General features: G+C 68.0%; 25 protein-coding genes. 15 read left to right on the top strand and 10 right to left on the bottom strand.

The window, feature by feature from the left end:
• Positions 1-23: 23 nt before the first annotated feature.
• The 6 genes from ACGFIE_RS12005 to ACGFIE_RS11980 all read right to left on the bottom strand — a co-directional run bounded on the left by ACGFIE_RS12005 (position 24) and on the right by ACGFIE_RS11980 (position 5772).
• On the bottom strand, positions 24-1067 hold the full coding sequence (locus tag ACGFIE_RS12005; protein ID WP_393293746.1) for a hypothetical protein: 1044 nt from the start codon (positions 1065-1067) through the stop codon (positions 24-26).
• The gene (locus ACGFIE_RS12000) at positions 1064-1615 is read right to left on the bottom strand and encodes a hypothetical protein (RefSeq protein WP_357129795.1); all 552 of its coding nucleotides are present in this window, start codon (positions 1613-1615) and stop codon (positions 1064-1066) included. Before ACGFIE_RS12000 ends, ACGFIE_RS12005 begins: the two co-directional genes overlap by 4 nt.
• A gap of 325 nt (positions 1616-1940) precedes the next feature.
• A complete protein-coding gene (locus tag ACGFIE_RS11995; protein ID WP_393293743.1) occupies positions 1941-2606 on the bottom strand; it encodes a GNAT family N-acetyltransferase in 666 nt (221 codons plus the stop codon).
• 51 nt (positions 2607-2657) lie between these two features.
• Positions 2658-3344 (bottom strand): GPP34 family phosphoprotein, encoded by a 687-nt coding sequence (locus tag ACGFIE_RS11990; RefSeq protein ID WP_393293740.1) that lies wholly within the window; start codon positions 3342-3344, stop codon positions 2658-2660.
• 11 nt (positions 3345-3355) lie between these two features.
• Positions 3356-4369, bottom strand: coding sequence for an acetamidase/formamidase family protein (locus tag ACGFIE_RS11985; RefSeq protein ID WP_393216975.1), 1014 nt, complete (start codon positions 4367-4369; stop codon positions 3356-3358).
• Positions 4366-5772, bottom strand: coding sequence for an APC family permease (locus tag ACGFIE_RS11980; protein ID WP_393293737.1), 1407 nt, complete (start codon positions 5770-5772; stop codon positions 4366-4368). The genes ACGFIE_RS11985 and ACGFIE_RS11980 overlap by 4 nt, the downstream gene beginning before the upstream one ends.
• Positions 5773-6054: 282 nt before the next feature.
• Between ACGFIE_RS11980 and ACGFIE_RS11975 the strand changes: the two genes are divergently transcribed.
• From ACGFIE_RS11975 to ACGFIE_RS11965, 3 genes are all read left to right on the top strand, one after another.
• Positions 6055-7287, top strand: coding sequence for a helix-turn-helix domain-containing protein (locus ACGFIE_RS11975; protein WP_393293734.1), 1233 nt, complete (start codon positions 6055-6057; stop codon positions 7285-7287).
• Between the two features lie 3 nt (positions 7288-7290).
• Positions 7291-8001 carry a creatininase family protein gene (locus ACGFIE_RS11970; protein ID WP_357129778.1) on the top strand — a complete coding sequence of 237 codons (711 nt, stop codon included), beginning with the start codon at positions 7291-7293 and terminating at the stop codon, positions 7999-8001.
• Positions 8002-8158: 157 nt separating this feature from the next.
• Entirely contained in the window at positions 8159-9961 is a 1803-nt protein-coding gene (locus ACGFIE_RS11965; RefSeq protein ID WP_393293730.1) for a prolyl oligopeptidase family serine peptidase, read from the top strand.
• Here the strand turns inward: ACGFIE_RS11965 and ACGFIE_RS11960 are convergent.
• On the bottom strand, positions 9941-11326 hold the full coding sequence (locus tag ACGFIE_RS11960; RefSeq protein ID WP_393216971.1) for a helix-turn-helix domain-containing protein: 1386 nt from the start codon (positions 11324-11326) through the stop codon (positions 9941-9943). The genes ACGFIE_RS11965 and ACGFIE_RS11960 overlap by 21 nt on opposite strands.
• 270 nt (positions 11327-11596) lie before the next feature.
• Here ACGFIE_RS11960 and ACGFIE_RS11955 point away from each other — a divergent pair, with 270 nt between their 5' ends.
• The 10 genes from ACGFIE_RS11955 to ACGFIE_RS11910 all read left to right on the top strand — a co-directional run bounded on the left by ACGFIE_RS11955 (position 11597) and on the right by ACGFIE_RS11910 (position 18373).
• Entirely contained in the window at positions 11597-11806 is a 210-nt protein-coding gene (locus tag ACGFIE_RS11955; protein WP_393293727.1) for an SDR family oxidoreductase, read from the top strand.
• Entirely contained in the window at positions 11803-12606 is an 804-nt protein-coding gene (locus tag ACGFIE_RS11950) for a class I SAM-dependent methyltransferase (RefSeq protein WP_357129768.1), read from the top strand. Before ACGFIE_RS11955 ends, ACGFIE_RS11950 begins: the two co-directional genes overlap by 4 nt.
• Positions 12603-13526, top strand: coding sequence for a hypothetical protein (locus tag ACGFIE_RS11945; protein ID WP_393293724.1), 924 nt, complete (start codon positions 12603-12605; stop codon positions 13524-13526). Before ACGFIE_RS11950 ends, ACGFIE_RS11945 begins: the two co-directional genes overlap by 4 nt.
• Positions 13526-14089 (top strand): hypothetical protein, encoded by a 564-nt coding sequence (locus tag ACGFIE_RS11940; RefSeq protein ID WP_393293722.1) that lies wholly within the window; start codon positions 13526-13528, stop codon positions 14087-14089. Before ACGFIE_RS11945 ends, ACGFIE_RS11940 begins: the two co-directional genes overlap by 1 nt.
• Positions 14086-15282 (top strand): NUDIX domain-containing protein, encoded by a 1197-nt coding sequence (locus tag ACGFIE_RS11935; protein ID WP_357129760.1) that lies wholly within the window; start codon positions 14086-14088, stop codon positions 15280-15282. The genes ACGFIE_RS11940 and ACGFIE_RS11935 overlap by 4 nt, the downstream gene beginning before the upstream one ends.
• Positions 15279-15965 (top strand): hypothetical protein, encoded by a 687-nt coding sequence (locus tag ACGFIE_RS11930; protein WP_393293719.1) that lies wholly within the window; start codon positions 15279-15281, stop codon positions 15963-15965. The genes ACGFIE_RS11935 and ACGFIE_RS11930 overlap by 4 nt, the downstream gene beginning before the upstream one ends.
• A gap of 287 nt (positions 15966-16252) precedes the next feature.
• A complete protein-coding gene (locus ACGFIE_RS11925; RefSeq protein ID WP_357129754.1) occupies positions 16253-16780 on the top strand; it encodes a DUF6244 family protein in 528 nt (175 codons plus the stop codon).
• Positions 16781-16989: 209 nt separating this feature from the next.
• Positions 16990-17376: a hypothetical protein gene (locus ACGFIE_RS11920; RefSeq protein WP_357129860.1), complete on the top strand. Its 387-nt coding sequence runs from the start codon at positions 16990-16992 to the stop codon at positions 17374-17376.
• A gap of 13 nt (positions 17377-17389) precedes the next feature.
• Entirely contained in the window at positions 17390-17839 is a 450-nt protein-coding gene (locus ACGFIE_RS11915; protein WP_357129752.1) for a SitI3 family protein, read from the top strand.
• A gap of 69 nt (positions 17840-17908) precedes the next feature.
• Entirely contained in the window at positions 17909-18373 is a 465-nt protein-coding gene (locus ACGFIE_RS11910) for a PCC domain-containing protein (RefSeq protein ID WP_357129749.1), read from the top strand.
• Positions 18374-18410: 37 nt separating this feature from the next.
• Here ACGFIE_RS11910 and ACGFIE_RS11905 read toward each other — a convergent pair whose 3' ends face one another.
• On the bottom strand, positions 18411-19142 hold the full coding sequence (locus ACGFIE_RS11905; protein ID WP_357129746.1) for a haloacid dehalogenase-like hydrolase: 732 nt from the start codon (positions 19140-19142) through the stop codon (positions 18411-18413).
• 589 nt (positions 19143-19731) lie between these two features.
• Complete coding sequence (locus tag ACGFIE_RS11900; RefSeq protein WP_357129743.1) at positions 19732-20274, bottom strand: hypothetical protein; 543 nt, start codon at positions 20272-20274, stop codon at positions 19732-19734.
• Positions 20275-20568: 294 nt separating this feature from the next.
• On the opposite strand from ACGFIE_RS11900, the gene ACGFIE_RS11895 reads away from it, so the two are divergent.
• Together ACGFIE_RS11895 and ACGFIE_RS11890 are read left to right on the top strand one after the other, a co-directional pair.
• Complete coding sequence (locus ACGFIE_RS11895; protein ID WP_393293715.1) at positions 20569-21225, top strand: recombinase family protein; 657 nt, start codon at positions 20569-20571, stop codon at positions 21223-21225.
• A gap of 142 nt (positions 21226-21367) precedes the next feature.
• Positions 21368-22189 (top strand): abortive infection family protein, encoded by an 822-nt coding sequence (locus tag ACGFIE_RS11890; RefSeq protein ID WP_393293712.1) that lies wholly within the window; start codon positions 21368-21370, stop codon positions 22187-22189.
• Between the two features lie 433 nt (positions 22190-22622).
• On the opposite strand, the gene ACGFIE_RS11885 is transcribed toward ACGFIE_RS11890, so the two are convergent.
• Positions 22623-23222: a hypothetical protein gene (locus tag ACGFIE_RS11885; protein WP_393293710.1), complete on the bottom strand. Its 600-nt coding sequence runs from the start codon at positions 23220-23222 to the stop codon at positions 22623-22625.
• Between the last annotated feature and the right edge of the window lie 50 nt (positions 23223-23272).

The raw sequence follows: 23272 nt of genomic DNA, 5'->3' as shown, positions 1-23272 counted from the left end.
GCCCGACGGTGGTTCGTGGGATGTCATGCGGCTGGGCGGGTCGACGAGTCCCAGTTCGGTTCGACGCGCGGATGCAGAGGTGGTGGCGGCGGTTCGTCATTCGATGCGCCGGGGGGTTCCCACCACCGATGAGACGAGTGGGTGTGGGTGAGATAGAGGAAGTAGTTCTCGACGTGCCAGCCGGTGGGCGTACGGCGGGCATATTCGTAGGCGAGGACCTCGCCGGTGCTGGGGTGCAGGATCAGGAGATCGCGGTCGTTGTTGCCGGTGGCGGTGATGCCGATGCCGCTGCGACCGGCACGGTCGATCACCCGCGAGTAGTAGGTAATCGGCTGGGTGTCGCGCAGAACGGCGATCGTGGTGGCGCGTTCGACGCGCCGTGGGCTGTACCAGTTGGCGAGCGAGGCAATTCCCCGCAGCACCGCCTGGGGCTCGGCGATGTCGCCATAGCGGCGGTTTATCCCGTCGCGCACTGCCCCGCTGTCGGTGAACGCACTACCCGGTTCGACGAAGAGGATTTCGCCGGGTAACCACCAGTCCTTGGTCACCTCGACATACCCGCGGGGGTAACTGGTGAGAAGCTGCGCGCCCGACCGGTCATCGGCGCGCCAGCGGATGATGTCCCGCACCATGATTGGGTCGCTGCGCCAGAGGCGAAGGTGGATCACGTCGTACGTGCCCGCCGTGAGATCGCAGCTGCTGGCGGAGACCTGGCCGATCAGCTGATGTAGTCGTGTCGCGGGCGGGTGGGGGTACCACAGCCGGGTCGGCCCAGCGATCCGCGTGCTATCGACCACCTGTTGCAGCTGGGCGGTGGACGCGTTGCGTGGTGTCGTGCACGGCCCTGCGTCGGGACGGGCTGATCCGGCAGATCGGATGGCACAGCCCGGCAGCGGACTACCGGCCAACAGCAGAACCGCGATCTTGATAGCGGTGTGGCCAAGCAGCGTGCGAGGTCGCAGGGCGCCTGCGAACCGGGAAGCCGGCGTCCGGGTGTCGGCCAGCGGTCCCGTTGTCGCACTGACCGGCCGGAGGCACCTCGGGCGGTCGGCGTCGATGCTTGTCATGGCCACCTCGCCTGGGTGCAGACGGCGCGATGGTTCGAGCTGGTGGGCGTCCCCGCGGTGTCGGTGATGCGGGCGCGGAGAGGATCGCCGCTGGGCAGGTACCTGTTGGCGATGGTCGTGGCGGCGGCGAGGCAGCGGTGGGCAACGTCGGGCCATCCGCAGTCGCGGTAGAGGAACGCGAGTTCGGTGAGCGTGGTCAGGCTGACTGGTGCGTCGGGGCCGTGCCGGTGCGCGGCGGTGGTGTAGACGTCGGCGAGGTCCCGGATCGCCTGGTCACAACAGCCGACGCGGTGGCGTGCCCGGGCCAGGCCTGCGCGGGCGTACAGGGTCCGCTCGTGGCTGGCGCCGAGGTGCGCGGTGGCGAGGTCGACCAGGTCGCGGTAGGCGGCCACGGCCTGGTCGGCGTGCCCGTTCACGGCGGCCAGGGGTGCCAGCAGCGCCGCCGCATCGAGTTGTTCGGCAGGTGGGGTGGCGCGGTGGGCGAGCGTGCGGGCGTAGACGGCCCATTGGTAGGCGTCCGTGAGGTCGCCGAGCGTCTGCCGCGCCACGGCGTGGTCGATCGCCCTACGCGCGGGCGTGTGGTGTGGCCCGCACGCCGGTTCAAGTACCCGGGGCCTCGGCGTCCGCGTCGGCATGTCCGTTCAAGCTCCTATTCATGTTCGGTCTTGGGGAAAGGGCTGGTGTGGCCGACGGCGACAGTGGGGGCCGATCGCCGTCGGCCACGTCGGTCGCCGCGGCCCTTCCCTTTCATAGGCGGGCGACCGGCTTGTGCGCCCCAGCGCGGCTCAGCGAGACTGGCAGGCGATAGCGCGCGACGGTGATGCGAAGACGCGGCGTGATGGCTGAGCTGTCGCCTCCGCGTAGGCATCCGGCTCACTGGGGGGCGACGGGCCTCGCGAGCGTCGGGGCGACGGCGGTGGGGTTGGTGGCGTTGAGTTGCCCCGATTCGTGAGCTGGGCGTGGGGCGCGGTGCATCAAGGTCACCGTCGGCCCGTCGGGGAGGGTGAGCGCCGGTCGGGGAAGGTATCCGTGTCGGAGGTACAGGTCCTGGGTGTCGGGAAGGGTCTCGGTCCAGGCGGGCAGGTTGATGCGGTCGAGGCGGGCTTCGTGGTGGGTGAGCATCGCCGCGCCGAGGCCACGCCGCTGGGTGTCAGGGCGCACGGCGAGGATCGCCAGGTGGTGGTGCGGATCGGTGGGCCGCTGGTTGGTGAGCAGTTGGTCGAGAATGTCGAAGCGCTGCGCGTGGGTGCCGGCGGCGGTGTCGATGCGGCTCCGGTAGTTCGCTGGTGGCGCGATGGGCCGGTAACGGTGAAAGGCGACGGCGGTAGCGCTCAGGTCGTCAGTGATCTGGATGTCGCCGTGGAACATGGCGTGCTCTACCCAGATCGCCGCGACGTCAGCCAGGACGCGGCGGCGCGCGGCCGGGTCGGGCACCAGCCACTGGGCGAGTGCGGTGGGGTAAACGGCATCGGCGATAAGTGCGGCGACCGGGCCTTTGTCCACCCATCGGGCAGAACGGATGCGCGGAATGACGTCCATGGATTCTCCAAGCACGGCGGGCAGATGGATAGCTGCCGGTGGTGTCCGGGGTCAGCGGTATGCGGCGGTGGCGAGATCCCCCACTGCGGCGTCGACCGTCGCGGTGATGTCGCGTACCGGCTGGTGGTGCTGTTCGGCGATGGTGCGTAGCTGTGCGGCGAGCACGGTGGTGTCGTCGGCGAGGTAGAGATGGTTGAGCAGCCCGAGGGTCGTGACCAGCCCGGCGAGAGCGGCGGTGTGGTTGTCAGGCTGGTTGCGGCCGGTGGCGATGTAGTGCAGCCGGGCGCGAGCGACGACCGGCCACTTGACGTCCAGGAGCAGGTAGCGGTCGGTGCGGGCGAGCCCACCGAAGCGGCGGCGCTGCTGGTGGCGCAGGATCCCACCGGTGACCAGGCCAGCGCGGGTGCGCTCGTACAGGCCGTCGGCGAACCCTCGCACCCAGCCGCGCAGGGATGGGGCCGGGCGCGCGTATCGGATCGAGGAGAGCGCGCTGTCGGCGATCAAGTCGCCGACCGGCTCGTGCAGGCGCAGCCACAACCGCCGCTCTGCGCCCGGCTGGCCGTCGCCCTCTCCGGGGTCGAACGCGACGCGACCGGCGAGGAACAGGTCGATCAGGACCGCGCCGGCGAGGCCGAGGGCAAGGGCCTGACGGTGGATATGCAGCTGGCCGCTGTCGTCGTCGTGCCCGAGCAGGAACAGGTCATCGCGCAGCGGCAGGCGCGGGATCGACGCGGTCATCGGCGGGGCTCCTACCGCAGCCCGGCGGCCCGTTGCCGCAGCCGGGCGTGCACGCCGTCGTGGACGGACTGCGGCTGCGGGAGCAGCCCCTTGTCCACCGCGGCGAGGACCGTGTAGTTGGGATCGCAGACGTTCCCAATCGGTGCCCGGCCTGCCTGCGACACCAACTGGTAGGCATCGATTTCGTCCAGCTCGGTGAGCTGACTCGTCCAGGCGACGAGGTCGCGGTGAGCGATCCGGTAGGCGTCCTCCAATGGCCGGGCGCAACCGATCGACATGATCTCCCGATCGGTCTCCAAGCGGGGCCACACCGCCGGTACGCCCTTGATGACCTCGATAACCAGGGTGGTGGTCGTGGCAATTTCCACCCCGACCCCGCAGGCCTCCCCCTCGCCCTGGCGGGCGTGTCCGTCGCCGAGGGCGAGCATCGCCCCGTGCACGTTCACACCCAGGTACAGGGTCGATCCGGCGCGCAGCTCAGCGGTATCCAGGTTCCCACCGTGGATGTCGGGGACGATCGTGGAGCGGGCCTCGAACCCGCCGGGCGCCACCCCGATAGTGCCGATCATCGGGTCAAGCGGCAGGTCGATGGAGTGGTCGCTGGCCGTCGCGTGGAAGCGGACCGTGCCGGCCTGCCGGTCGATGTCGTACACCCACACCCGCTCCTGCAGCGGCGGCTGCAGGGTGGCGGTGTGGGACGTACCGGTCAGCGCCCCGAAGTGCGGGAACGTCGAGGAGACGCCCCAGTCGCGGGCGGGGGTGATGGCGGCGAGGTGGACGGCGAGGGTGTCGCCGGGTTCGGCGTCCTCGACGAAGAACGGCCCGGACACCGGGTTCAGGTACGGCATCCGGCACACCTGCGACGGCAGGTCCGCCGGCCCGCGGACGAGGCCGCCAAAGCAATCCTCGGTGTACACCTGCAGGATGTCGCCGGAGCGGACGTGGGCCACCGGCATCCGGCCGCCGAAGGTGTAGGCGAGTTCGTCGCGGGCGGGACGGTACGTGATCGTGTCCATGGCGGTCACACCCGTTCCACGTGGCGGGCCTGCGGCTGGGCGGGCGCCAAACCCGACAGCGCGGGCCGGCGGCCAGCCAGGTACAGGCCAGCGAGCACGACCACGCCGAGGGCGAGCCACGCCAGACCGAGGCGCTGCGCGGCGATGTTCGCGTTGACCACCACGTAGGCGAGGATCGCGAACCCGATCCCGGGCATGACCAGGTGCGCCCACCAGTTCCCGCTGCGCTGGCGGATGAGGTGGTGCACGACCACGGAGACGTGCAGGATCAGGAACGCGACCATCGCCCCGAAGTTGATCAGCGACGACAGCAGCGTGATCCCGTCCGCGCGGGTGGCCATGTACAGGCCGAGCACCAGAGACACGGCGCCGGTGAGCAGGGTCGCGTTGATCGGCACGTTCCGGCGGATCGACACCTTCGCCAAGAAGGCGGGCAGTTGCCGGTCCCGCGCCATCGCGTACAACAGCCGGGACGTGGCGACCTGGGCGACCATCGAGTTCGGCAGGCCCCACGCGATCGCGGTTGCTACCGCGCACAGGGTCGCCAGCCACCCTCCGCCAGCCACCTGCGCGGCGTCGTAGAAGGCGGTGCCGTTCGGATCCCCGTCGCTGAGCAGCGAGGCCGGCTCGGGGACGAGCATCGCGGCCAGCCAGGTCTGGGCGATGAACAGCACGCCGGCCAGGATGAGGACGGCGGCCATGGCCCGGCCGATCTGCCGGGAACCGCCCTTGGTCTCCTCGGCCAGCATGGAGATGCCGTCGAAGCCGAGGAAGGACAGCACCGCGATCGACACCGCACCGGCGACAAGCGACCAGGTGAACGTGTCAGAGTTGTAGAACGCGTCCCAACTGAACCTGCCCCTACCCGAGGCAAGAGCCCAACCGGCGACAGCGAGGAAGACCGCCAGGACGACCAACTCACCGACCAGCATCACCCGGGTCACCATCGCGGTCATCCGCATCCCGACAGAGTTGACGACCGTGTTGACCGCGACGAACCCGAGCAGCCACAACCAGACCGGCACCGCCGGGACGGTGGCGTGCATCGCCACCGACGCCACCAGGTACAGCAGACCCGGCACGAGGACGTAGTCGAGCAGGATCACCCAGCCGGCCAGGAACCCGACCGGCGCGCTGATACCCCGGCCGGCGTAGTTGTAGACGCTGCCCGACATCGGGAACGCCTTCACCATCTGCGCGTAGGAGAACGCGGTGAACACCAACGCCACCACACCGACCGCGTACGCCAGGGCCACCATCCCGCCGGAGCCGGCGTACACGCTGCCGAAGATCGCCATCGGCGCGATCGGCACCATGTACACCAACCCATACGCGACCAAGTCCCGGAACCGGAGTTGGCGGCTCAGTTCCTGTCGATATCCATATCGGGAGAGGTCATTCTGAAAACTCATCACACTCCTCAAATGTCTGCGTCCTGTCCAATCTCGCGACTCGCAACTGACTCGTCAGCGAAGGCAACTGCTTCGTCGGACCTGAACCGCTGCTAATGATTTCGACCAGCAAGCGGACAGGTATCTCAGCAACGAGATTTGCTCACCGAGACAGATGAGTCGATAGCGCTGATGCGGACACACGGTGTTGTCCGCATGCAACTGTCCGCGTAGCGTTCGACCACGTACGGTCAGACCCTTCCGGCTGCGGCAGTGACGGACAGACAGCACTCAGGAGTACCGGTGGCGCAAACTCCACGACGGCTGACCCCGCACCGATCGGCGCTGCATGGATTCGGGGCCGCGCTTCGGCAGTGGCGCGAGTGCCGCGGGCTGTCCCAGCGCGCTCTAGGCAGGCTGGTGCACGTCAGTGGGGATCTCGTCGGCAAGGTGGAGAAGGCCGAACGCTGGCCGTCCGCCCGCTTCGTCGAGTCATGTGAGGGCGCACTGCAGACGGGTGGTGAGCTGGTCCGCTTTCTGTCAGACCTCGAGAGTGGGCGTCGCCTCACCAGCGTCGGCTACCGCTTGGTCGACGGTGCGGAGGGCCAACTCCGGGCCTCCATCGATCATCCCGACAGGCCCTACCTGCTCCGCTCGTGGCACGAGCAGCTCGCCGGTCTGGCCATTGCCGGAAACCGCACCGGATACGCCGGGATGGCGTCCACCGCCCATGCGCAGATCAGCATCGCGGCCGCGGTCGGGCGGCGGAGCCGTTCAGGCGATCGCCGAGAGATACTCATCGCGCAGGCACTGTGGGCGGAGTTTCTCAGCTGGATCGACGAGCAGGGCGACGCCGCCGAGGCTGACGCCTGGCTGCGACGCGCCCAGCAGCAGGCCGTCGAAGCCAACGCGCCGGCGCTCGCCAGCTACGTCCTGATGAGGCAGAGCCAACGCGCCCTCGAACGCTTCGATCCACGTAATGCCATTGCCTTGGCGCAGCGGGCGCTGGAGGAGGTCCGGCTACCAGGCCGTATCCGCGCTCTACTGCTGATCCGCCAGGCCCAGGCCTACGCGATGGGAGGTGACCAGAACGCCTGTGCAGCCAGCATCGACAAGGCGCACAGGGTCGCCGGCAGCGCCGAATGGGGCTCGGAACTGCCGATCGATGTCGGCGTCCACTGCGACGCGGTGTACGTGGCTGCCCACGAAGCGCAATGCCGTCTGCTCCTCGGCCAACCGGCGGCTGCTGCCGATCTCTACGAGCAACTCCTGCGCCACTGGCCAGCTCAGTGGCGCGTCGACGAGGCCCTTTGGCGATCGGCCCTGTCCACCGCCTACCTCAACAGTGGCGACGTCGAGCGCGCGGCGACGGAGGCCGCCAACGCCCTGACCTTGGCCACTGGTACCTCCTCCGCGCGGGCTCTGCGCTGGTTGAACCCGACGGCGGTGGCCCTGCGCCAGCAGACAGCCATTCCCGAGGTGGCGGCCTTCGTGCTCGCCTATCGGCAGGCAACCCTCGAAGCGTGCAACCATTAGCCCGTGGATCTCATCACCACGGCAACGAGCACCGACGAGTCCGAACGAGCAGCGTCCGTCGCGGTCCTCCCAGTCGGGAGTTTCGAACAGCACGGCGCCCATCTCCCGCTGCTGACGGACACCATCGTGGCCTGTGCGATCGCGAAGGCAGTCGCCGAACGCTACGGCCTCTTTCTGCTGCCGCCCGTCACGATCTCCTGCTCCCACGAGCACGCCGCGTGGCGTGGAACGGTCAGTATCAGCGCCACCACCCTCGCCGCCGTGGTCGGTGACATCGCTGACTCCCTACGTGAATCGGGCGTCGATCGACTCGCCGTGATCAACGGACACGGCGGGAACTACGCCCTTGCCAACATCGTTCAGGAAGCCAACGTCGCCGGACCGAGGATGACTCTGTTCCCCGCTCGGGCCGACTGGGACGACGCTCGCGTTGCCGCCGGCCTGCACAGCACAGCCCACCAGGACATGCACGCTGGCGAGCTCGAAGTTTCGCTGCTTCTGCACGTTGCGCCGGAAGTGGTACGTGATGGCTTCCAGCATGCCGACCACCTAGCGGACGACCGACGTCACCTCCTCACGCGGGGCATGAGTGGCTACACCACCAGCGGCGTCATTGGTCTGCCGTCCCACGCCACCGCGGCCAAGGGCAAAGCCGTACTCGAAGACCTTGTTCGCTCATTCGCCGACCACTACGGCCTCCTGCCGAGACCCTAGGCAGGATCAGGAATGATGCTGGACGAGGCTTTCGTTCGCATCGACATTGCCCCTGGGAGAGCGCTCGGGCGGACGCGGTTGACGAGCCCGCCGTCGTCCGGCCCGCGTGGAAGTTGTCCGAGGAGGACCTGTGAGGCTGGGCGACAGGATCGCTGAAGTGTCGGTGGACGACGCCGTCCGCGCCTCAGTGAGTTATGACCAGCTGCGTACCGGTGATGACGGCCTGTACTGGCTGGAGACTCGCCCCGACGCCGGCGGGGGCACGACAGTGACACGGTGGCGGCCCGGCGAGGGCAAACGTGACATCAGTCCGAAGGGCTTCGATGTCGCCAGCGGCGTTCACGCGTACGGAGGCGGATCGTTCGCTGTCGCCGAGGAGACGTTGTGGTGCGTCGGCCGAGATGGCCTCTACCGGAGCCGCCGTCACGGCGACGAACTCGAATTGGTCAGCCATGGATCCCTCGGTGACCTGACGATCGGCGACGGTGAGTTGCTGGCTGTGCGGGAGTCGGAGCAGGGTGACCAACTCATCGCGGTGTCGCTCACCGGTGATCCGCAGATGCGAACTCTCGTCCCGACCCGGGGGTTTCTCGGCGCGCCTCGGCCGGGTCCGGGTTCGTTGGCCTGGACCGCGTGGAGCGAGCACGACATGCCCTGGGACGCGTGTGAGGTGTGGGCCGCCGCCTACTCACCGCACGGTGGGGTCGAGGACCCAGTGAGGCTCGCCGGGGGCCCTGATGAGTCTGCGGTGGAGCCGCGGTGGGGACCCGACGGGGCGTTGTACTTCGTGTCGGACCGCAATGGCTGGTGGAACCTCTACCGGTGGAACGGGCTCAAGGTGGAGGCGGTGGCGCCGATCGCGGGCGAGTGCGCCGCGGAGCCATGGGAGCTAGGTTACGCGTCTTACGGCTTCCTCGACGACGGTCGGATCGTCGTGGCGGTGCAGGAGGGGCCGCGACACCGCCTCGTCATCATCGAGCCCGACGGCACTATCCGCCCGATCGGCCTCCCGTACACGTCGATCAAGCCGTACCTGGCCGTGCAAGGGACGACGGTGGCGTTGATCGGATCATCGCCGACCGCGGCCCCGCAGGTCGCGCTGATCGACCTGGCTGACGCCGATCCCCAGGTGGAGGTGCTTGCCAGGTCGGAGCACGCCGGACTCGACGGGGCGCGAGTATCGGCGCCGACCGAGCTTCGCGTTCCAGTGGCCAATGGTCGGGAGGTGCTTGCCCTGGTGTATCCGCCGACGAGCGCGGCTGCGGACTGGCGGGCACCGGTGATCGTGCGGGCCCATCCTGGGCCTACCGCCTCCTGCCTGCTGCGCCTGGACTGGCAGGCGCAGTTCTTCACCAGTCGCGGGTTCGCCGTCGTGGATGTCGACTATCTGGGTAGCACCGGGTACGGCCGGGTGTTCCGGGAATCGCTGTACGGCCGGTGGGGTCTGGACGATGTCGATGACTGCGCGGCGGTGGCGGTGCACCTGTTGTCGGCGGGGCAGGCGGTGCCAGGGCAGGTGTTCATCCGTGGTGCCAGCGCCGGCGGATACACGGCGTTGCACGCGGTGGCCCAGGACGGCCCGTTCACCGCCGCCACCGCCGTGTCGGCGATCGTGGATCCCGAGCGGTGGGCGAAGACGGTGCCCCGGTTCCAGCGCGCGCACGCGGTGCGGCTACGAGGTGGCGCCGGTCGGGTCCGAGCCGCCGATGTCCAACGGCCAGTGCTGCTCATTCACGGCACCGCCGACGAGGTGGCCGTGGTCGAAGATGTGCGCGAACTCGCCGAGGAGCTAACCTCTCGCGGCATGGCGCCCGAGGTGCTGCTTCTTGCTGATGTCGGCCACTATGTGGCGTCGTCCCGTCGAGCGGGCGCGGCGCTGGAGGCGGAGTTGGCTCACTACCGCTCGGTGATGGCGGATGCAGCCAACGATCGACAGGGGTTACACAGCCGCCAGCGGTAGTCGGTGACGCACGTACTCGCCGAACTCGCGGACCTCGGGCTCACACCGATAGGGCTCGAGGTCGACCTGTACCTCGACGATGCGCTGCAGGCAGCGGTGTGAGGTGGTTCGTGCGGCGTAGTCGACTGCCTCGCGTGCGGCGGCGCAGGCTTCGTCGATGCGGCCGGCGGCGGCCAGCGACGAGGCCAGGAGCGCGGTGTCGATGGCGAGTCGCCGGACATGGGTGGGACTCAGCGCGGTGAGGGCCTCGCCCAGGTGCTGCTGGGTGTGCTGCGGTCGGCCCAGGTCGTGGAAGCAGTGGGCGATCTCGTCGGCGAGGTACGCCGCGTCGAAGTACCGGATCCACGGAGGCTCGTCCTCGGGCTTGCTACGGGCCAGTTGCTTCTCCGCGATGTCGAAGTGGGTCAGGCAATCGCGTTCGCGTCCGAGGCGGGCGTGCGTGCGTGCCACCACCGCGTGCAGTGCGGCTGCCACAGCGGGAGTCGCCTGGGTCTCGCTCCCTCTCACCGCCGTCAGCGCCATCCTGCGTGCCGGCTCGGGGTGCCCGCAGTGCAGCGCGAGGTGACCGATGTTCACGGCGAGCAGGTAGCTGCCGTACGGGCGGTCCTCGGCAGCTTCCGTCAGACGCAGAGCGCGAAGGTAACGGCGCTGGGCGAGGCCGTGGGCGCCAGTGTCAACCGCCTGGTACCCGCAGAGCTCGAAGAATCCCGCCGCCAGCGTGTAGAGATGGCGACCAACAGCGTCAGAGGTGGGGGTATTCGCCAACAGCCGGTTCAGCTCGCCCTCGACGTACCGCTGCACCTGCGCGTGGACTCGTCCGGCGCCGTGGGTGTGGTCCAACTGCCGGAACATCGCCAGAGCGGTCTCCGCCGAATGAAGATCCTCTTCGTCAACATGGTCAGGCGAGCCGGGTCGTCCGGCCACGGGCGGCCGGGGTCCCGCCGCAGCGTTCAGCCAGTCAAGGGCGGCGCTGTCCAGGACACCGGGTTGGAACGGAACCCGAGCGACCATCTCAACCAGCCCCAACGTTCCTGTCGGGCGATTGGACAGCGCGCTGCTGAGGCCGCCGCCGGCCGGTGAGGGGGTGCTCGGCTTGCCGTCGCTGGTCCGGTTACTGCCGAGCAGCGGTAGCAGGCGCATCAGGGAGCCGCCGGTCACCAGCGCCTTGTCGCAGGCCTCGACGAACTCGCGGGAGGGAAACCGGTCGGCCGTTTCCACCCGACGCACGAGATCGGCACTAAAGCGGATCATGGTTCCGAGCCGCGCCTGCGAGAGGTTGGCGCGCTCGCGCAGTCGGCGCAGTTCGGCGCCGAAGAAGTGGCGCTCGGACAGGGATGGCTGGAGCGCTCGCGGGGTCTGGCCCATGACACCGCCTTTCGGGCTGTGCGTCGCCGATGGCATTGAGCAGCGTGGACATCGCGCACATAGGGTCACCCAGTGTCCAGCGCGGCGCAACCAGGATCGCCGGGGACTGCGCTACATGACCGTCGACCCAGAAGGCGCGCCGCATGCGGACAATGCCTTCGTCCGCATGCTCGGCATTCACGACGGCAACTTTGAGGGCGAGTGTGAGGAGAACGGGGCGCGACCACTCGTCAGATCCGCCCTGGTTCTCCACGACCCTGGGAGGTGCCAGTGGAGCACGAAGTCCGCGTCAACATGCTCGTGCCAACTGCGATCGTCACCCAGATGACCCCCGACCAGGCCGCCGGTCACCGCTGCCTCCTCGGGCGCTGCGGTGAACCGGAAGAGGTGGCGGACACGATCATGTTCCTGCTCTCACCGAAGGCGTCGTACACCACCGGCAGCACGCTGCAGGTCCACGGAGGACTGGGACTGCGATGACGACTACCCACGGCGGCATCACCGAGATCGATTACGCAGCCATGATCCGCGCCCTGAACCAGGTCCACTACGCGGGCGAGACGTCGTTCTACAACAACGCAAGGCTGCGCCCCTGCGAGGAGGCGCTCTACCACCGGCTCGGCGTGGGGGCGCGAATCCTCGATGTGGGATGCGGTGCCGGTCGCGTCGCCCAAGCGATAACCGCATTGGGCGGCGACATCGTCGGCGTCGACATCAACGAGGCGGCCTTGGCCGTTGCCCGGGCCGCGTGCCCGAACGGCACCTTCGTGCACGGCAGCATGAACGCCCTGCCACTACCAACGGACACTTTCGACCAGGTGTGGTGCCTCCGATTCTCCTTCAACGCGCTGGCAACCGAGGCCGAACGTGTGGAGACCCTGCACGAGATGTGGCGGGTGTGCGCCCCGGGAGGCACCGTCCTGGTGGAGACGTTCAACTGGTACTACGCCGGCCGGCTCGGGCTTGTCCGTATCGCCAATCTGCTGGACCTGGCCGCCCGCGCCGCGCGATGGCGGGGGCAGCGCCGCACCGGCTCGCGGCCCCTGCCAGCGCGCGACATCATCTACCTCGCCAACAAGACCAGCGGAGCGGCACCCGGCTACGCCCACCTCACCACCGCCCACGAGCTGTACCTCCTCGCGGCGACATGCGGGATCCGGCAGTACGCGACTGTGACATCGGAGGAGGGTGTCCTGTCGGCCCCCGCGCCCCCGGTACGCGGCAGACACCGCCGGTACTCGATGTGGCTCGTCCTCCGCAAGCCCGGGGAGCGGTCATGAGCTTGTTGAGAGTCGGCGACCACGCGCTGGAGATCCGGATCGCTGAGTCGGCACCACGCTGCCTGCGGCGGTTCGTCGCCCGACTCGCTGACACGGAACTGCCGACCATGCCTGCCGGGCAGGTCATGCAGGTACGTGACGGGCACCGAACCCGGCTGACCGTCGACGTCAGTAGAGGTGAGGTCCTCCTGGAACTGGCCCCAGAGCTGGCTGGCGATCCACCCACGTTGGAGATCGGAGTGCTCCAGGCCGCGGCACGCTCGTTGGCCGTCATGGGGGACGGCGAGCTGACGCTCCTGCACGGGAGTGCGGTGACCATAGACGACGGACGGTCGGCCATAGCGGTGCTCGACGGCGGACGCGGGCAGGGCAAGACATCACTCGCGCTGGGCGTCGCCGCTCACGGAGGCAGCCTCCTGGTCGACGAGTTCGCCTTCACCGCATTCCCCTGCCGTCAGCCCTGCGTGGTACCGATGCCCACCCTGCCCTGGCACGTACGCGCCGACATGGCGCCGCTGCTGGCACCTCACACCGCCGAACGGCTCCTCTACGCGGTGGATCTTCCCACCCCCACCACGACCGGACACCGCCCGCTGCCGCTGAGCCTCATCGTCATTCCGGATCAGGGCCTCGCGGCGGGCGAACTGCGCGAGACGCCTACTCCCGCAGCCCGGGATCTGCTGCGCGCGGCGGTGACCGACCACGAGGCGAAGCTACGCGACCCGACTCTTGACCACGTCTCGATCTTCTCATCGGCTGACGAGGTCACCATCAACCGCAGTCTTCCCGCATTCAACTTCGGGGAGAAGGCGCTCGACGCACTTGCCGCTGTACCGGTCATCCGCGTCGGCATCGGCAAGCCAGACGATTTGCCCACCAGTGTTGCCGCGGTGATCCGTCGGACAAGAGGAGATTCGTGATGCGGCAGCCGGCCGCACCACCGATGCTCCTCCTCGCCGGCACCAGCGAGGCCGGAAAGTCGAGCGCAGGCGAGTACCTGGCCGCCCTCGGCTCCCGCCGCGTCAAGATCAGGACAGTCCTCGTGCAACTCAGCTCAGGCCGGCAGGCCTACCACGAGGGCGTGGAGACGCGGGAAGGCTTCGGGTACGACGAGTTCGTCGCGAAACTCCTCGCACTAACCGACCGCGGCGAGGCCCCCTTGGCAGTCGAGAGCTTCATCGATGCCGCTTTGGCTGTGACTGTGAAGCGAACGTGGCCAGCACCATGCTCGATCATCTTCATCACCGCACCAGAACTCGTCCGCGTCAGACGCCTCGCGCGGGCCCGAGGGCTGACCGCCGACGAGGCCCGACGCATCATCCGACGCAAAGACGAGCGGAAACGCGTCCACGAACAGCTTCCGGCCTGGCGCGCGATTGCCGATCACTGGATCGACAACACTGCCAACATCATCAACTTCAGGGCTCGTCTCCGGGACGCGTTCCAGACCATGCAGACATCCTCAGGAGGCATCCAGCCATGACTCGTCGATACGCCTCCGCCGGTGCCGTCGTCGCGACCGACGACCTCAGCTCTCCACAAGTCCTGCTCCTCGATCAGGTCCGAAAGACCGGTGAACGACAGACCGTCGCGCCGAAAGGCCGACTGGAGCCAGGCGAGGCACCACTCCTCGCAGCCAAGAGGGAGGTGGCCGAGGAAGCCGGCCTCACCGACACGCACTACAGCGCGTATCTCGGGCAGGAGGCTTACACGTTCACCGACAACGACGGCACGCCAGCGGCGAAGATCGTCGACTGGTTCCTCTTCTCGACGTCCACCACCACCACAACGCCGGCCCGGGACGAAGGCTTCGTCCAGGCCCGCTGGCTCGAGGCTCCCGCCGCCCGGCAGGCCGCCAGCCATCCCCAGTTCCAGCAGGTGCTGGATCGCGCCCTTGCCGTCATCACCTGGCGTGCCGCTAATCCCCTGCCGTTCAGCCGAAAGCTCAGTTACCTGGTCAACCAGGTGGCGGCAGAGGCCGAGGCCGTCATCGCCGGGCATCCGGATGCCGGGGTGGGGCTGTGCGGATCGGCCGCACGAGGAGACTTCATCGAGGGCTGGAGCGACGTCGACTTCATCGCTTGGAACCTGCCCCCCACCTCGTCCGCCGCCACGTCGCTCCACGAGATCGTCAGTGAAGCGGCCCGACGCCACGGTTCTCGAGCGTCGCTGCACCTCGCCGACAGCCACGGGGGCGACGCCCGTCGCCTCGGTCCGCTCTACGACATGAAGATGCGGGAGGTGCTGCGTCGTGTAGGGCTCGACACCGCCGTGATCGCAGGTGCCACCGCCCCTACGCCGGCCGCCACCTCAGAACTGACCGATCTCGCTGGTGATGTTGGCGTACTGCACGAGTTTGCCGTCGCCCGTCTGGCCGCCAGCCACCACACAGAATCGGAGCGCGAGGACACCGCACGCCGGGTGTTGTCGGTGCTGTCGAGCGCCGGTCGGCTGCTTGTCGCGCATCGAGCGCCAGAGGTCGGCCTGCGGCTTCCCGAGGTGATCGAGGCGCTGCGCGACTGGCCGGGCACCGAACTCAGATCGCTCCTTGAAGACTACGACGCCTACCGCCGTGCAGGCGCAGACGACGCAGCACAGGCCGATCGGCTCGCTGTACGGGTGCCAGGTGCGCTCGTGGCCGTGAGGAGCATGCTCGAAGAATCGGCATCCCTATGATCATTTTCGTCGACGGGATCGACGGCAGCGGGAAGACCACTCTCATCGGACACCTTGCCGCCGCCCTGAACCGCAGCGGCGCCGAAGCAGTCGTCTCCAGCCCACTGTGGCGTTATCTCCCCACGATCGCCGCAGCGGAACAGTTCGCCTCCTGGGTCGGCAGTACCACTGGTCTGGACGTCGCAGAAGCGCTCATCACGGCAATGATTGATCGCCTCGACGACCTCCGCGACCTGAGCGTCGCACAAGACCACGTGCACCTGGTTGATCGCGGACCGAAGACCGTCTACGCATCCGCCCGCGCCCACGCTTACGAACGACGCACGGCAATCGAACCACTTCGGGAACGTCTGGCCACCTCGGTCCGAGCGCTCACCGACGTCCACCCGTGCGTGGCGATCGAACTTGGGGACGGCGTGGAAGCGCTCCGGACGGCCCTTCCGCGCCTCACATCGTCTCAGACCGTGACGCCCGGATACCTGGGGTATTTGCAAGCATTGGCCACAGAGATGCATACCTTCGGCGACTGGCCGGGCCTGCCAACGCAGCGACTTGACATTTCCATGTCGACCGAATCCAACTGCGCGGCGATCCTCGAGTCTCTCCGCCTCCCGAGTCCCAGGAACGGCCGCGCCGACGTAGGAGCAGGAGTGTCCGCAAACAGACGGGACTGGCGGACATGAAGCCAGCGCAAGGCCCGCTGTGATCGACCGCGCCGTGCCGCCATCACTCGACACTTGGGTTTTCCATCCGGCGTCGAGATCGTCACGCTGCGGCAGATCCTCGACGAACGCGTCGACCAAGCCGCCGCCGAGGTCCTGCGCCCGCGATCAACGCGGCCCACCGCCTCCTCGACCTCGTCGAGACCGATACCGGCGACGGGCTGACACGGGGCGGTAGGCCCCTAGGAACGCCAGGTAGTTTCAGCTGTCGAGCACTTCTACTGTCATCGATTGGGGATGCCGGCCACGTGTCGCACATCGAGAAGATCACCGGTGAACTCCGCGCGTTGATGACCGGGGTCGAACGCGCGCAGGGGTTGGCAGCCGCCGCCGACAGTCAGGCGCAGGAGGTGGCGTTGCGGGCCGCGGGCGCGGGCTTCGTCGCCGTGGCGGCGGGTGTGGCTCGGGTGCGTAACGCGATCACGGGCATCCAGGGCGGCCTGGGAAGTCTTGCCGGGTCGATCGGTGATGCGACGAAGGCGACCGCGGCGGTGCCGAACGAGGCCACCCCGCAGGAGACGATCGCCGGGCTGGCGCCTGTGCTGAGCGCCGTGGACGCTGCTCGTGAGGCGGCGGCCGCGGCCATCACCGGAGTCGGTGAGGCGCAGCAGCTCGTCGCCGTGGTCCTGCAGGGTGGGCAGCCCGGGCCGCTGTTGCAGGCTCTGGAGGCCATCAAGCAGGTCCTAGTGCTGGTCGTTCAGCGCACCGGCGGGGCCCGGCAGGCCATCGAAGGGGCGATCGCGCAGGCCCGGCAGTTGGGGTCGTCGGGAAACTGACGGGGGCTGGCGGTCATCCACCGGCCAGCCCCGCCCCTGCTACCACCGGCAGCCCATCCCCGACGACCCCCACCCTGGGCGGAACTGTCTTCACAGAGACTGACGCGTCAAACCCGTGGACCAGGCGTCCCACCGGCGTCGTCGGCGGGTCGCCTACCGGACGCCGAACCCGGATCTCCGCGAACGAGAAGCCACGGGAGCGCCGTGCCCTGGAGTTGGAGGACGAGTGTGCCGACAGGGTCGCCGGCAAGGGGTACCGGGTTCACCAGAACCCCACGAGGCAGGAGGTCGCGGACGCGCGACGCGAGACCGGGGATTCTGGGAGGCCGGAAAAGGCACCCGACTTCCTCATCGAGGGGCATGTCTTCGACTGCTACGCGCCCACTGCTCCCGTGCCGGCCCGCGCCGTCTGGAGCGCGGTGTCCAGGAAGGTCGACACGGAGCAGACCCAACGCGTCATGTTGAACCTCCACGACTGGCGGGGCGACCTCGCCGCCCTGCAAAAGCAGTTCCACGACTGGCCCATCACAGGGCTGAAGGAACTGGCAGCGGTAACGCGCGACGGTGCGATCATTCAGATCATCCGGCGAGACTGATGAAGGGGTGCAAATGGCTGTCGAGTACCGGCTGACGCTGGCGGGCAACATCCCACTCAAACAGGTAGCGGAGCTTGCTGCTCCCGGAGCGGTCGAGACGTCCACGGCGTCCGGCGGCACGATGCTCAGTGCCGACCTGAACGACGAGCACGGGTACGTCGTGGACATCACCGGCGGCCGGCACGGCTACTACAGCGCCGAGGACGACGGTGGTGCTCTGTGGCAGTGGGAGCCGGAGACCTACGTCGACGTCAGCTTCTACATGCGCAAGGACACCCTGGTCGACAAGGGCAAGCCCCACATGCTGGCGACCGTGGCCGCGATCCTCGCCGGCAGAGCTGAAGACGCGGCCCTGACCCTCAACGGCGACGTGCTCATGCTGACCCGCGTCGCGGGGACCATCCAGAAGCACAACACCGACGGCTGGTACGACGAAGACTACGACAGGATTCTTCACCTCTGACGGGCGTGCGTCCCCGGCTGGACCCACCACAGCCACTCCCCCGACCAACCCGACCGGAAGTGCCTCAGTATGCGCAGCCACGACCTCACGCCCGGACGGATGATCGGCGTCACCTTCGATCATGGCGAGGACTTCTTCACCGCCCTCGCCGACGCCTGCCGCACCAACGGCATCCGGCACGGCTACATCCCAGTCTTCATCGCCGGGTTCAGCACGGTCGAGATCGTCGGCACCTGCCAGCGTCTGGACGACCCCCAAGCCCCGGTCTGGGACCGGGTGCACCTGACCAACGTCGAAGCGCTCGGCGGCGGCACCATCGCCTACGACGAGGCCCACGACCGGATCTCGCCGCACATCCACGTCAGCGTCGGACTCAAGGAGCACAGCGCGACCGGCCACACCAGTCACCTGCTCGCCGCCACGGTCCAGTTCCTGACCGAGATGCTGATTATCGAGGTCACTGCGCCCGTCATGCGTCGTATCCCCGAGGCGAGCCTCTACGACGTGCCGCTGTTGCGGATCGGCGACAACTGACGCTGGTTATGCTCGAACTTGAAGAGCAGATGAGCGGCTAAGCAGTCGACGACCCATCCGAGCTCAACAGCGAACTGACGGCGGCCATCACCATCATTGGTTCAAGACTGTCGAGCACCAGGTCAGGTTCGTAGGCAGTCAACTCTTGCCGTCCAATTCGGTGAGCGACAACGGCGACATGAAAGTCGGCATGGCGCGCGCAGGCGATATCGTTGGGCGCATCCCCGATGACGATGACGCGCGCAGGATCGAGCTGATCACCGTAGATCGCGGAGTAGCGTCGGGCGACGACTGCCGGAAGCTGAAAGCGATCGCGCTCGTCTGAACCGAACCCGCCGATGCGGAGATCAAGAAACTCATCCAAGCCCGCCACGTGCAGCTTCACCTCGGCGGCCGAACGCAGATTGCCGGTCAGCACGGTCTGGATGAAGCCTCGGTCGTGCAACTCCGCGATGCTCGCCGCAGCACCTGGATACGGCGGCTGGACCTCAGCGAACTCCTGCCGGCCCTCTTGCATGACCGCGGCGATGGCCTGACGGAAGGCGGGTATGCCCGCCTCCGCATCTGACGGGTCGACGCCCGAAGCGATCGCCGTGTCGACGGCGATCGACTCGTCCGTATAGCCATGCACCTTCTTGTCAGGAAAGTTAACCGCGGACTGCGCGAGACCGTACGCGCGAGCGATGGCGCGCGTCAGCCAGCGCAAGTCCGCGGGGATGAGAGTCCCGTCAACGTCCCAGATCACCAAGCCGGCGCTGCGGTGGTTCACAGAACCATCGTCGCACGGTGGGCGAGTGAGGCCGATGACGGTACCGAACTGGCTGCCGAACGTCGGTGGTCCTCATTCGGGGTTGCGCGCGGCGGCTCGATCGCCTACCGGGCATGGCGTCTGACCGACGATGAATCGGAGGCCGATCTCGGTGCCCGCGCGTTCGGGCCGTACGGAAGAACGCCGCAGCGGTCATGACCGGAACAGATCCAGGTATGGGACCAGCGGACTCGCCGCGGGCCAAGTCCGAGTTCGCCTACTGGTCAACAGGCACCAGTCCCGGGATGCCCACGCCGGAGAACGTAGCGGTGCTGGCAGAGACTCAGGTCTTCTTACGATCTCCTCGCTGGCGGCGAACTGGCCGCCCTCAACTGGGCGAGCCACCCCCCTCGTTGGTCAAGTACGTAGTGCACCCGTTTGAGGCCTGAGGAGCGACACATGCGCGTGATCGCCGGAGATCCGCTTGACGGTTTTCCGTGGTTCCGGCATGTGGGATGCCTCCCCTGGTCCTGGGGCTGTGGGCCTTGCGGAAGCACGAAGCCCTCGTTTGCCTCCTGACTGAAGAAGGCGAACGAGGGCTTCGTGGTGGTCAGGCCGCCGCGGCGGTGACGTTCTGGTCGATGAACTGGATGAGCTTGAGCGGGGACCCGCCGAAGTGGTCGCGGACACGCTGCTGGAGCGCACGGACGTCGTGGCCGGGCAGGAAGTCCCGGTCGGTGTCCTCGCCGCAGCTGCAGGCGCAGGGGCGCATCAGGTAGGTCTGTTCTTCGGGCAGGTCGCAGTAGCCCACGGGGTTCTGCGAGCCGTTGGCGACCGGGTCGGGTTGGCCGAGGTACGCCTCGCGCACGGGGTGGCCGGCGGGCAAGGGCTGGCCGATGAGCTCGCCGCGTACGCCGGTCTCCGTGGAGTGCTCGTGGTAGCCGGTGATCTCGGCGACCGCGCGAACGACGCCTTCCCCGACGATGAAAGCGAATCGTTGACGGCTGGCCTTCTCGCGGTTCATCTTCCAGACGCCCCGGCCTGCCTCCCATGCCTCGTCTTCGGTCATGCGCGGGAAGTAGCCGATGAACGCCCTCCCGAGCGGGTCGCCTTGGACAGTCTCGTAGCCACCGAGCTTAAGCCGAATACCCACCTAGCCTCCGATCTATCTGCACCGCCGAACTGTTGACGCTAGTACAGCATCGAACATCAGGTTTGGCAAGTACCGCAGGTGTCTATTGTCATCGGCATGCAAAAGACGCTCTATTTGCTCTTTGCTGTGGATGCTAGGGGTGTAGGCCTGCGCTCTGCGCACCGTCAAAAAACCATCGTTTTCTGACGACCACGGTCAGACGCCTCGCGGTACCCCTCCGAGGCGTCAAAAACTCCGTCAAAAACCGGCGGGTTCAACAACCCACTAGGCACCCTTTTCTGACACCATGAACAGGTGTCAGACGCTCTCGACCCGACCGAGCTGCTCGCCCCGGCGCCAGCGCATCCCACCGAGATCCGCATCGGCTACGCGCGGGTCTCCACCGGCGGGCAGAAACTCGAACGGCAACTCGACGCGCTGCGCGCCGCCGGCTGCCGCCGCATCTTCTCCGAGACGCAGTCCGGCAAGGACGCCGACCGGCCCGAGCTCACCGCCTGCCTCGCGTTCATGGCCCCCGGCGACACCCTCGTCGTCCCCGCCCTCGACCGCCTCGGCCGGTCCGTGCAAGACCTGATCGCCACCGTGACCGACCTGCGCGGCCGCGACGTCGGCTTCACCTCGCTCTACGAAAACCTCGACACCACCACCCCCGGCGGCCGGCTCGTCTTCCACGTCTTCGCCGCCCTCGCCGAGTTCATCCGCGAACTCATCGTCTCCGGCACCCGCGAAGGCCTCGCCGCCGCCCGCGCCCGAGGGCGCGTCGGCGGCCGACCCACCGTCATCAACGCCGAGCTGATCCGCTCCGCCCGCGACCTGCTACCCAACCCCGACGCCAGCGTCGCGTCCATCGCCCGGCTGCTCGGCGTCAGCCCCGGCACCCTCTACAACCACATTCCCGACCTACGCGAGCTACGTGCCGCCGGCCGGGCCCGCATGGAGCTGACCGCATGACCTGTCCACTCCTCGCACGGCGCAGGCACGAACGCTCCTCAATGGCCACCGCCGGCCACGGTGGTATCGGCCGCGAGCGCCTTCACCCGACTGAGCGCCTCGTCGACGCCAACGCGCTCGCGGACAGTAGGGGTGGCGCCGCGTGAGCGACCTCGTCAGCCGGACCACCCGCGGGCTCTTCCGTGACCTCATGACCGGAAGCACCGTCGGCGCGATCGGCGCAGCCTTCCAGGACGAACTCTTCGCACCGAACCCCGACAGCACGTACGAAGACAGCAGCGTTCGACGTGTCACGACGCAGGAGTACCTCGAAGCCATCGACTGGGGCGACATCAACCAGGTCAGCCGGGCGCTGCGAGTCTTCGAGCGCCTCATCCAGGGTTTCGAGCCGCAGTACACGAGCAAGCTCCTCAACTCCCTGCGCCGTGACGGCTACACCGTCGATGAGCAAACAGGCCACATCGCTTCCGGCGGACCACGCTTCACCCCTTCCTCCCTGCAGAACATCACCGACGCGTCGGCGATCCGCCAGCAACTCACCCGCATCCAGCACGCCGTCCTGGACGACCCTGCCCTCGCCGTAGGCAGCGCCAAGGAACTCATCGAGAGCACGGCGAAAGTCGTACTCAAGGAACGCGGCCAGCCGGTCGACGACAAGGACGACCTCCCTGCGCTCGTCCGAAGCGCCCAGCAAGCCCTCGGCCTCCACCCGTCCTCCAAGGCACCCGGCCCGGACGGCAGCGACGCGATCAAGAAGATCCTCGGCTCCGTCTCAGGCATCGCCATCGGACTGGCCGAACTCCGCAACCGCGGCTACGGCACCGGCCACGGTCCCGCCACCGCTCCAGTCGGCCTCGGCCCCCGCCACGCTCACCTCGCCGTGAACGCCGCGTTCACCTGGTGCCAGCTCATGCTCGACACGCTCGCGGACCCCAAGGCTCCCTGGCGCAAGGAACTGACGTGATCTCCACCGGAAAGGCACTGAAGATCGATGTCGCATCCACTGAAGATCACACGTCGTTCAACATCCCGAACTGCTCGCGATGGCCGGTGGGCTGATGTTTCCGCTGGTCCTGATCGTTGGCTCGGCCACGCGCTGCGGGCCGACGACGCCGGCCTCTGGGCGGCCCTGCTGCTCGCCACACCGGCCGGCCTGTTCGGCGCCAACCAGCTCAGCCAGGGAATCTGGGGAAGCCGTGGCGGCGGACCCAGCCCGGCGGCCTTCGCCGTCACCACCGGTCGTCGGCCACTCCATCCGCCGGGTCTCCCCGTCGGCCATGGTGATGGTGGGCCGGTTGACCTGCGGACACCGGCGGAAGGTGACAGCAGAGGCATGACCTTGCCCAGACCGCAGCAACCTCCGGGTGCCTGAGCGGTGCGGGCGGGTCCGAGCGTGGTTAGTCGGTCGTCTCGTCGGTGTCGGGCCAGAGCCGTACCGCCCGCGCGGCGGCGTCGAGGATCACCTGGCCGTCGACCTCCAGCCGCGACTCGGGCATGTCGTACGCCGGCCACTCGCAGACGAAGGTGACGGGCCCGGACGGCGGTAGTGGCCAAACCCAGTAGTGCGCCTCGTGCCGCCGGGCGTCCGACTCAGCGTTGCCCGGAAACAGCAACCGGCCAGGGGGCTCGGCATCCAGCGGCGTGGGTGAGCGTCGATCCATGTTGGTGACGGTGCTCCCGTCGGCGAACTGCACACCCACCCGGAGGAAATCAGCTGGCACGGGCTGCCCGGCCCAGTACCCGACCCGGTGGTGGTGCATCAGGTCAACCCGACGATCCGGCGTACGCAGCACCGCGGTCACGCTGAACTCGAAGCCCGCAGGGTAGGCGAGTAGACCGCTGATCGCGACCGCGACGCGATCGGTGTGGACCAGCACGTGGCTTTCGGCCACCACACCGGGGATCACCGCCTCGGGCTTCATCCAGGCGGGACGAGGCTCTCTGATCGGTTCTGGCTCGACTTCCGACGCCGCTACCTGCCGCTCGAAGAAGCCCATATGGCCCACCTTCCCACAATTCCGAGCTTTCGTACGGACGGGTCTATCTG

The sequence above is a fragment of the Micromonospora sp. NPDC049275 genome, from assembly GCF_043197115.1.
Classification (GTDB): domain Bacteria; phylum Actinomycetota; class Actinomycetes; order Mycobacteriales; family Micromonosporaceae; genus Micromonospora.
The sequence above is the reverse complement of the archived record's forward strand: the minus strand, read 5'-3'. Positions and strand labels throughout refer to the sequence as shown.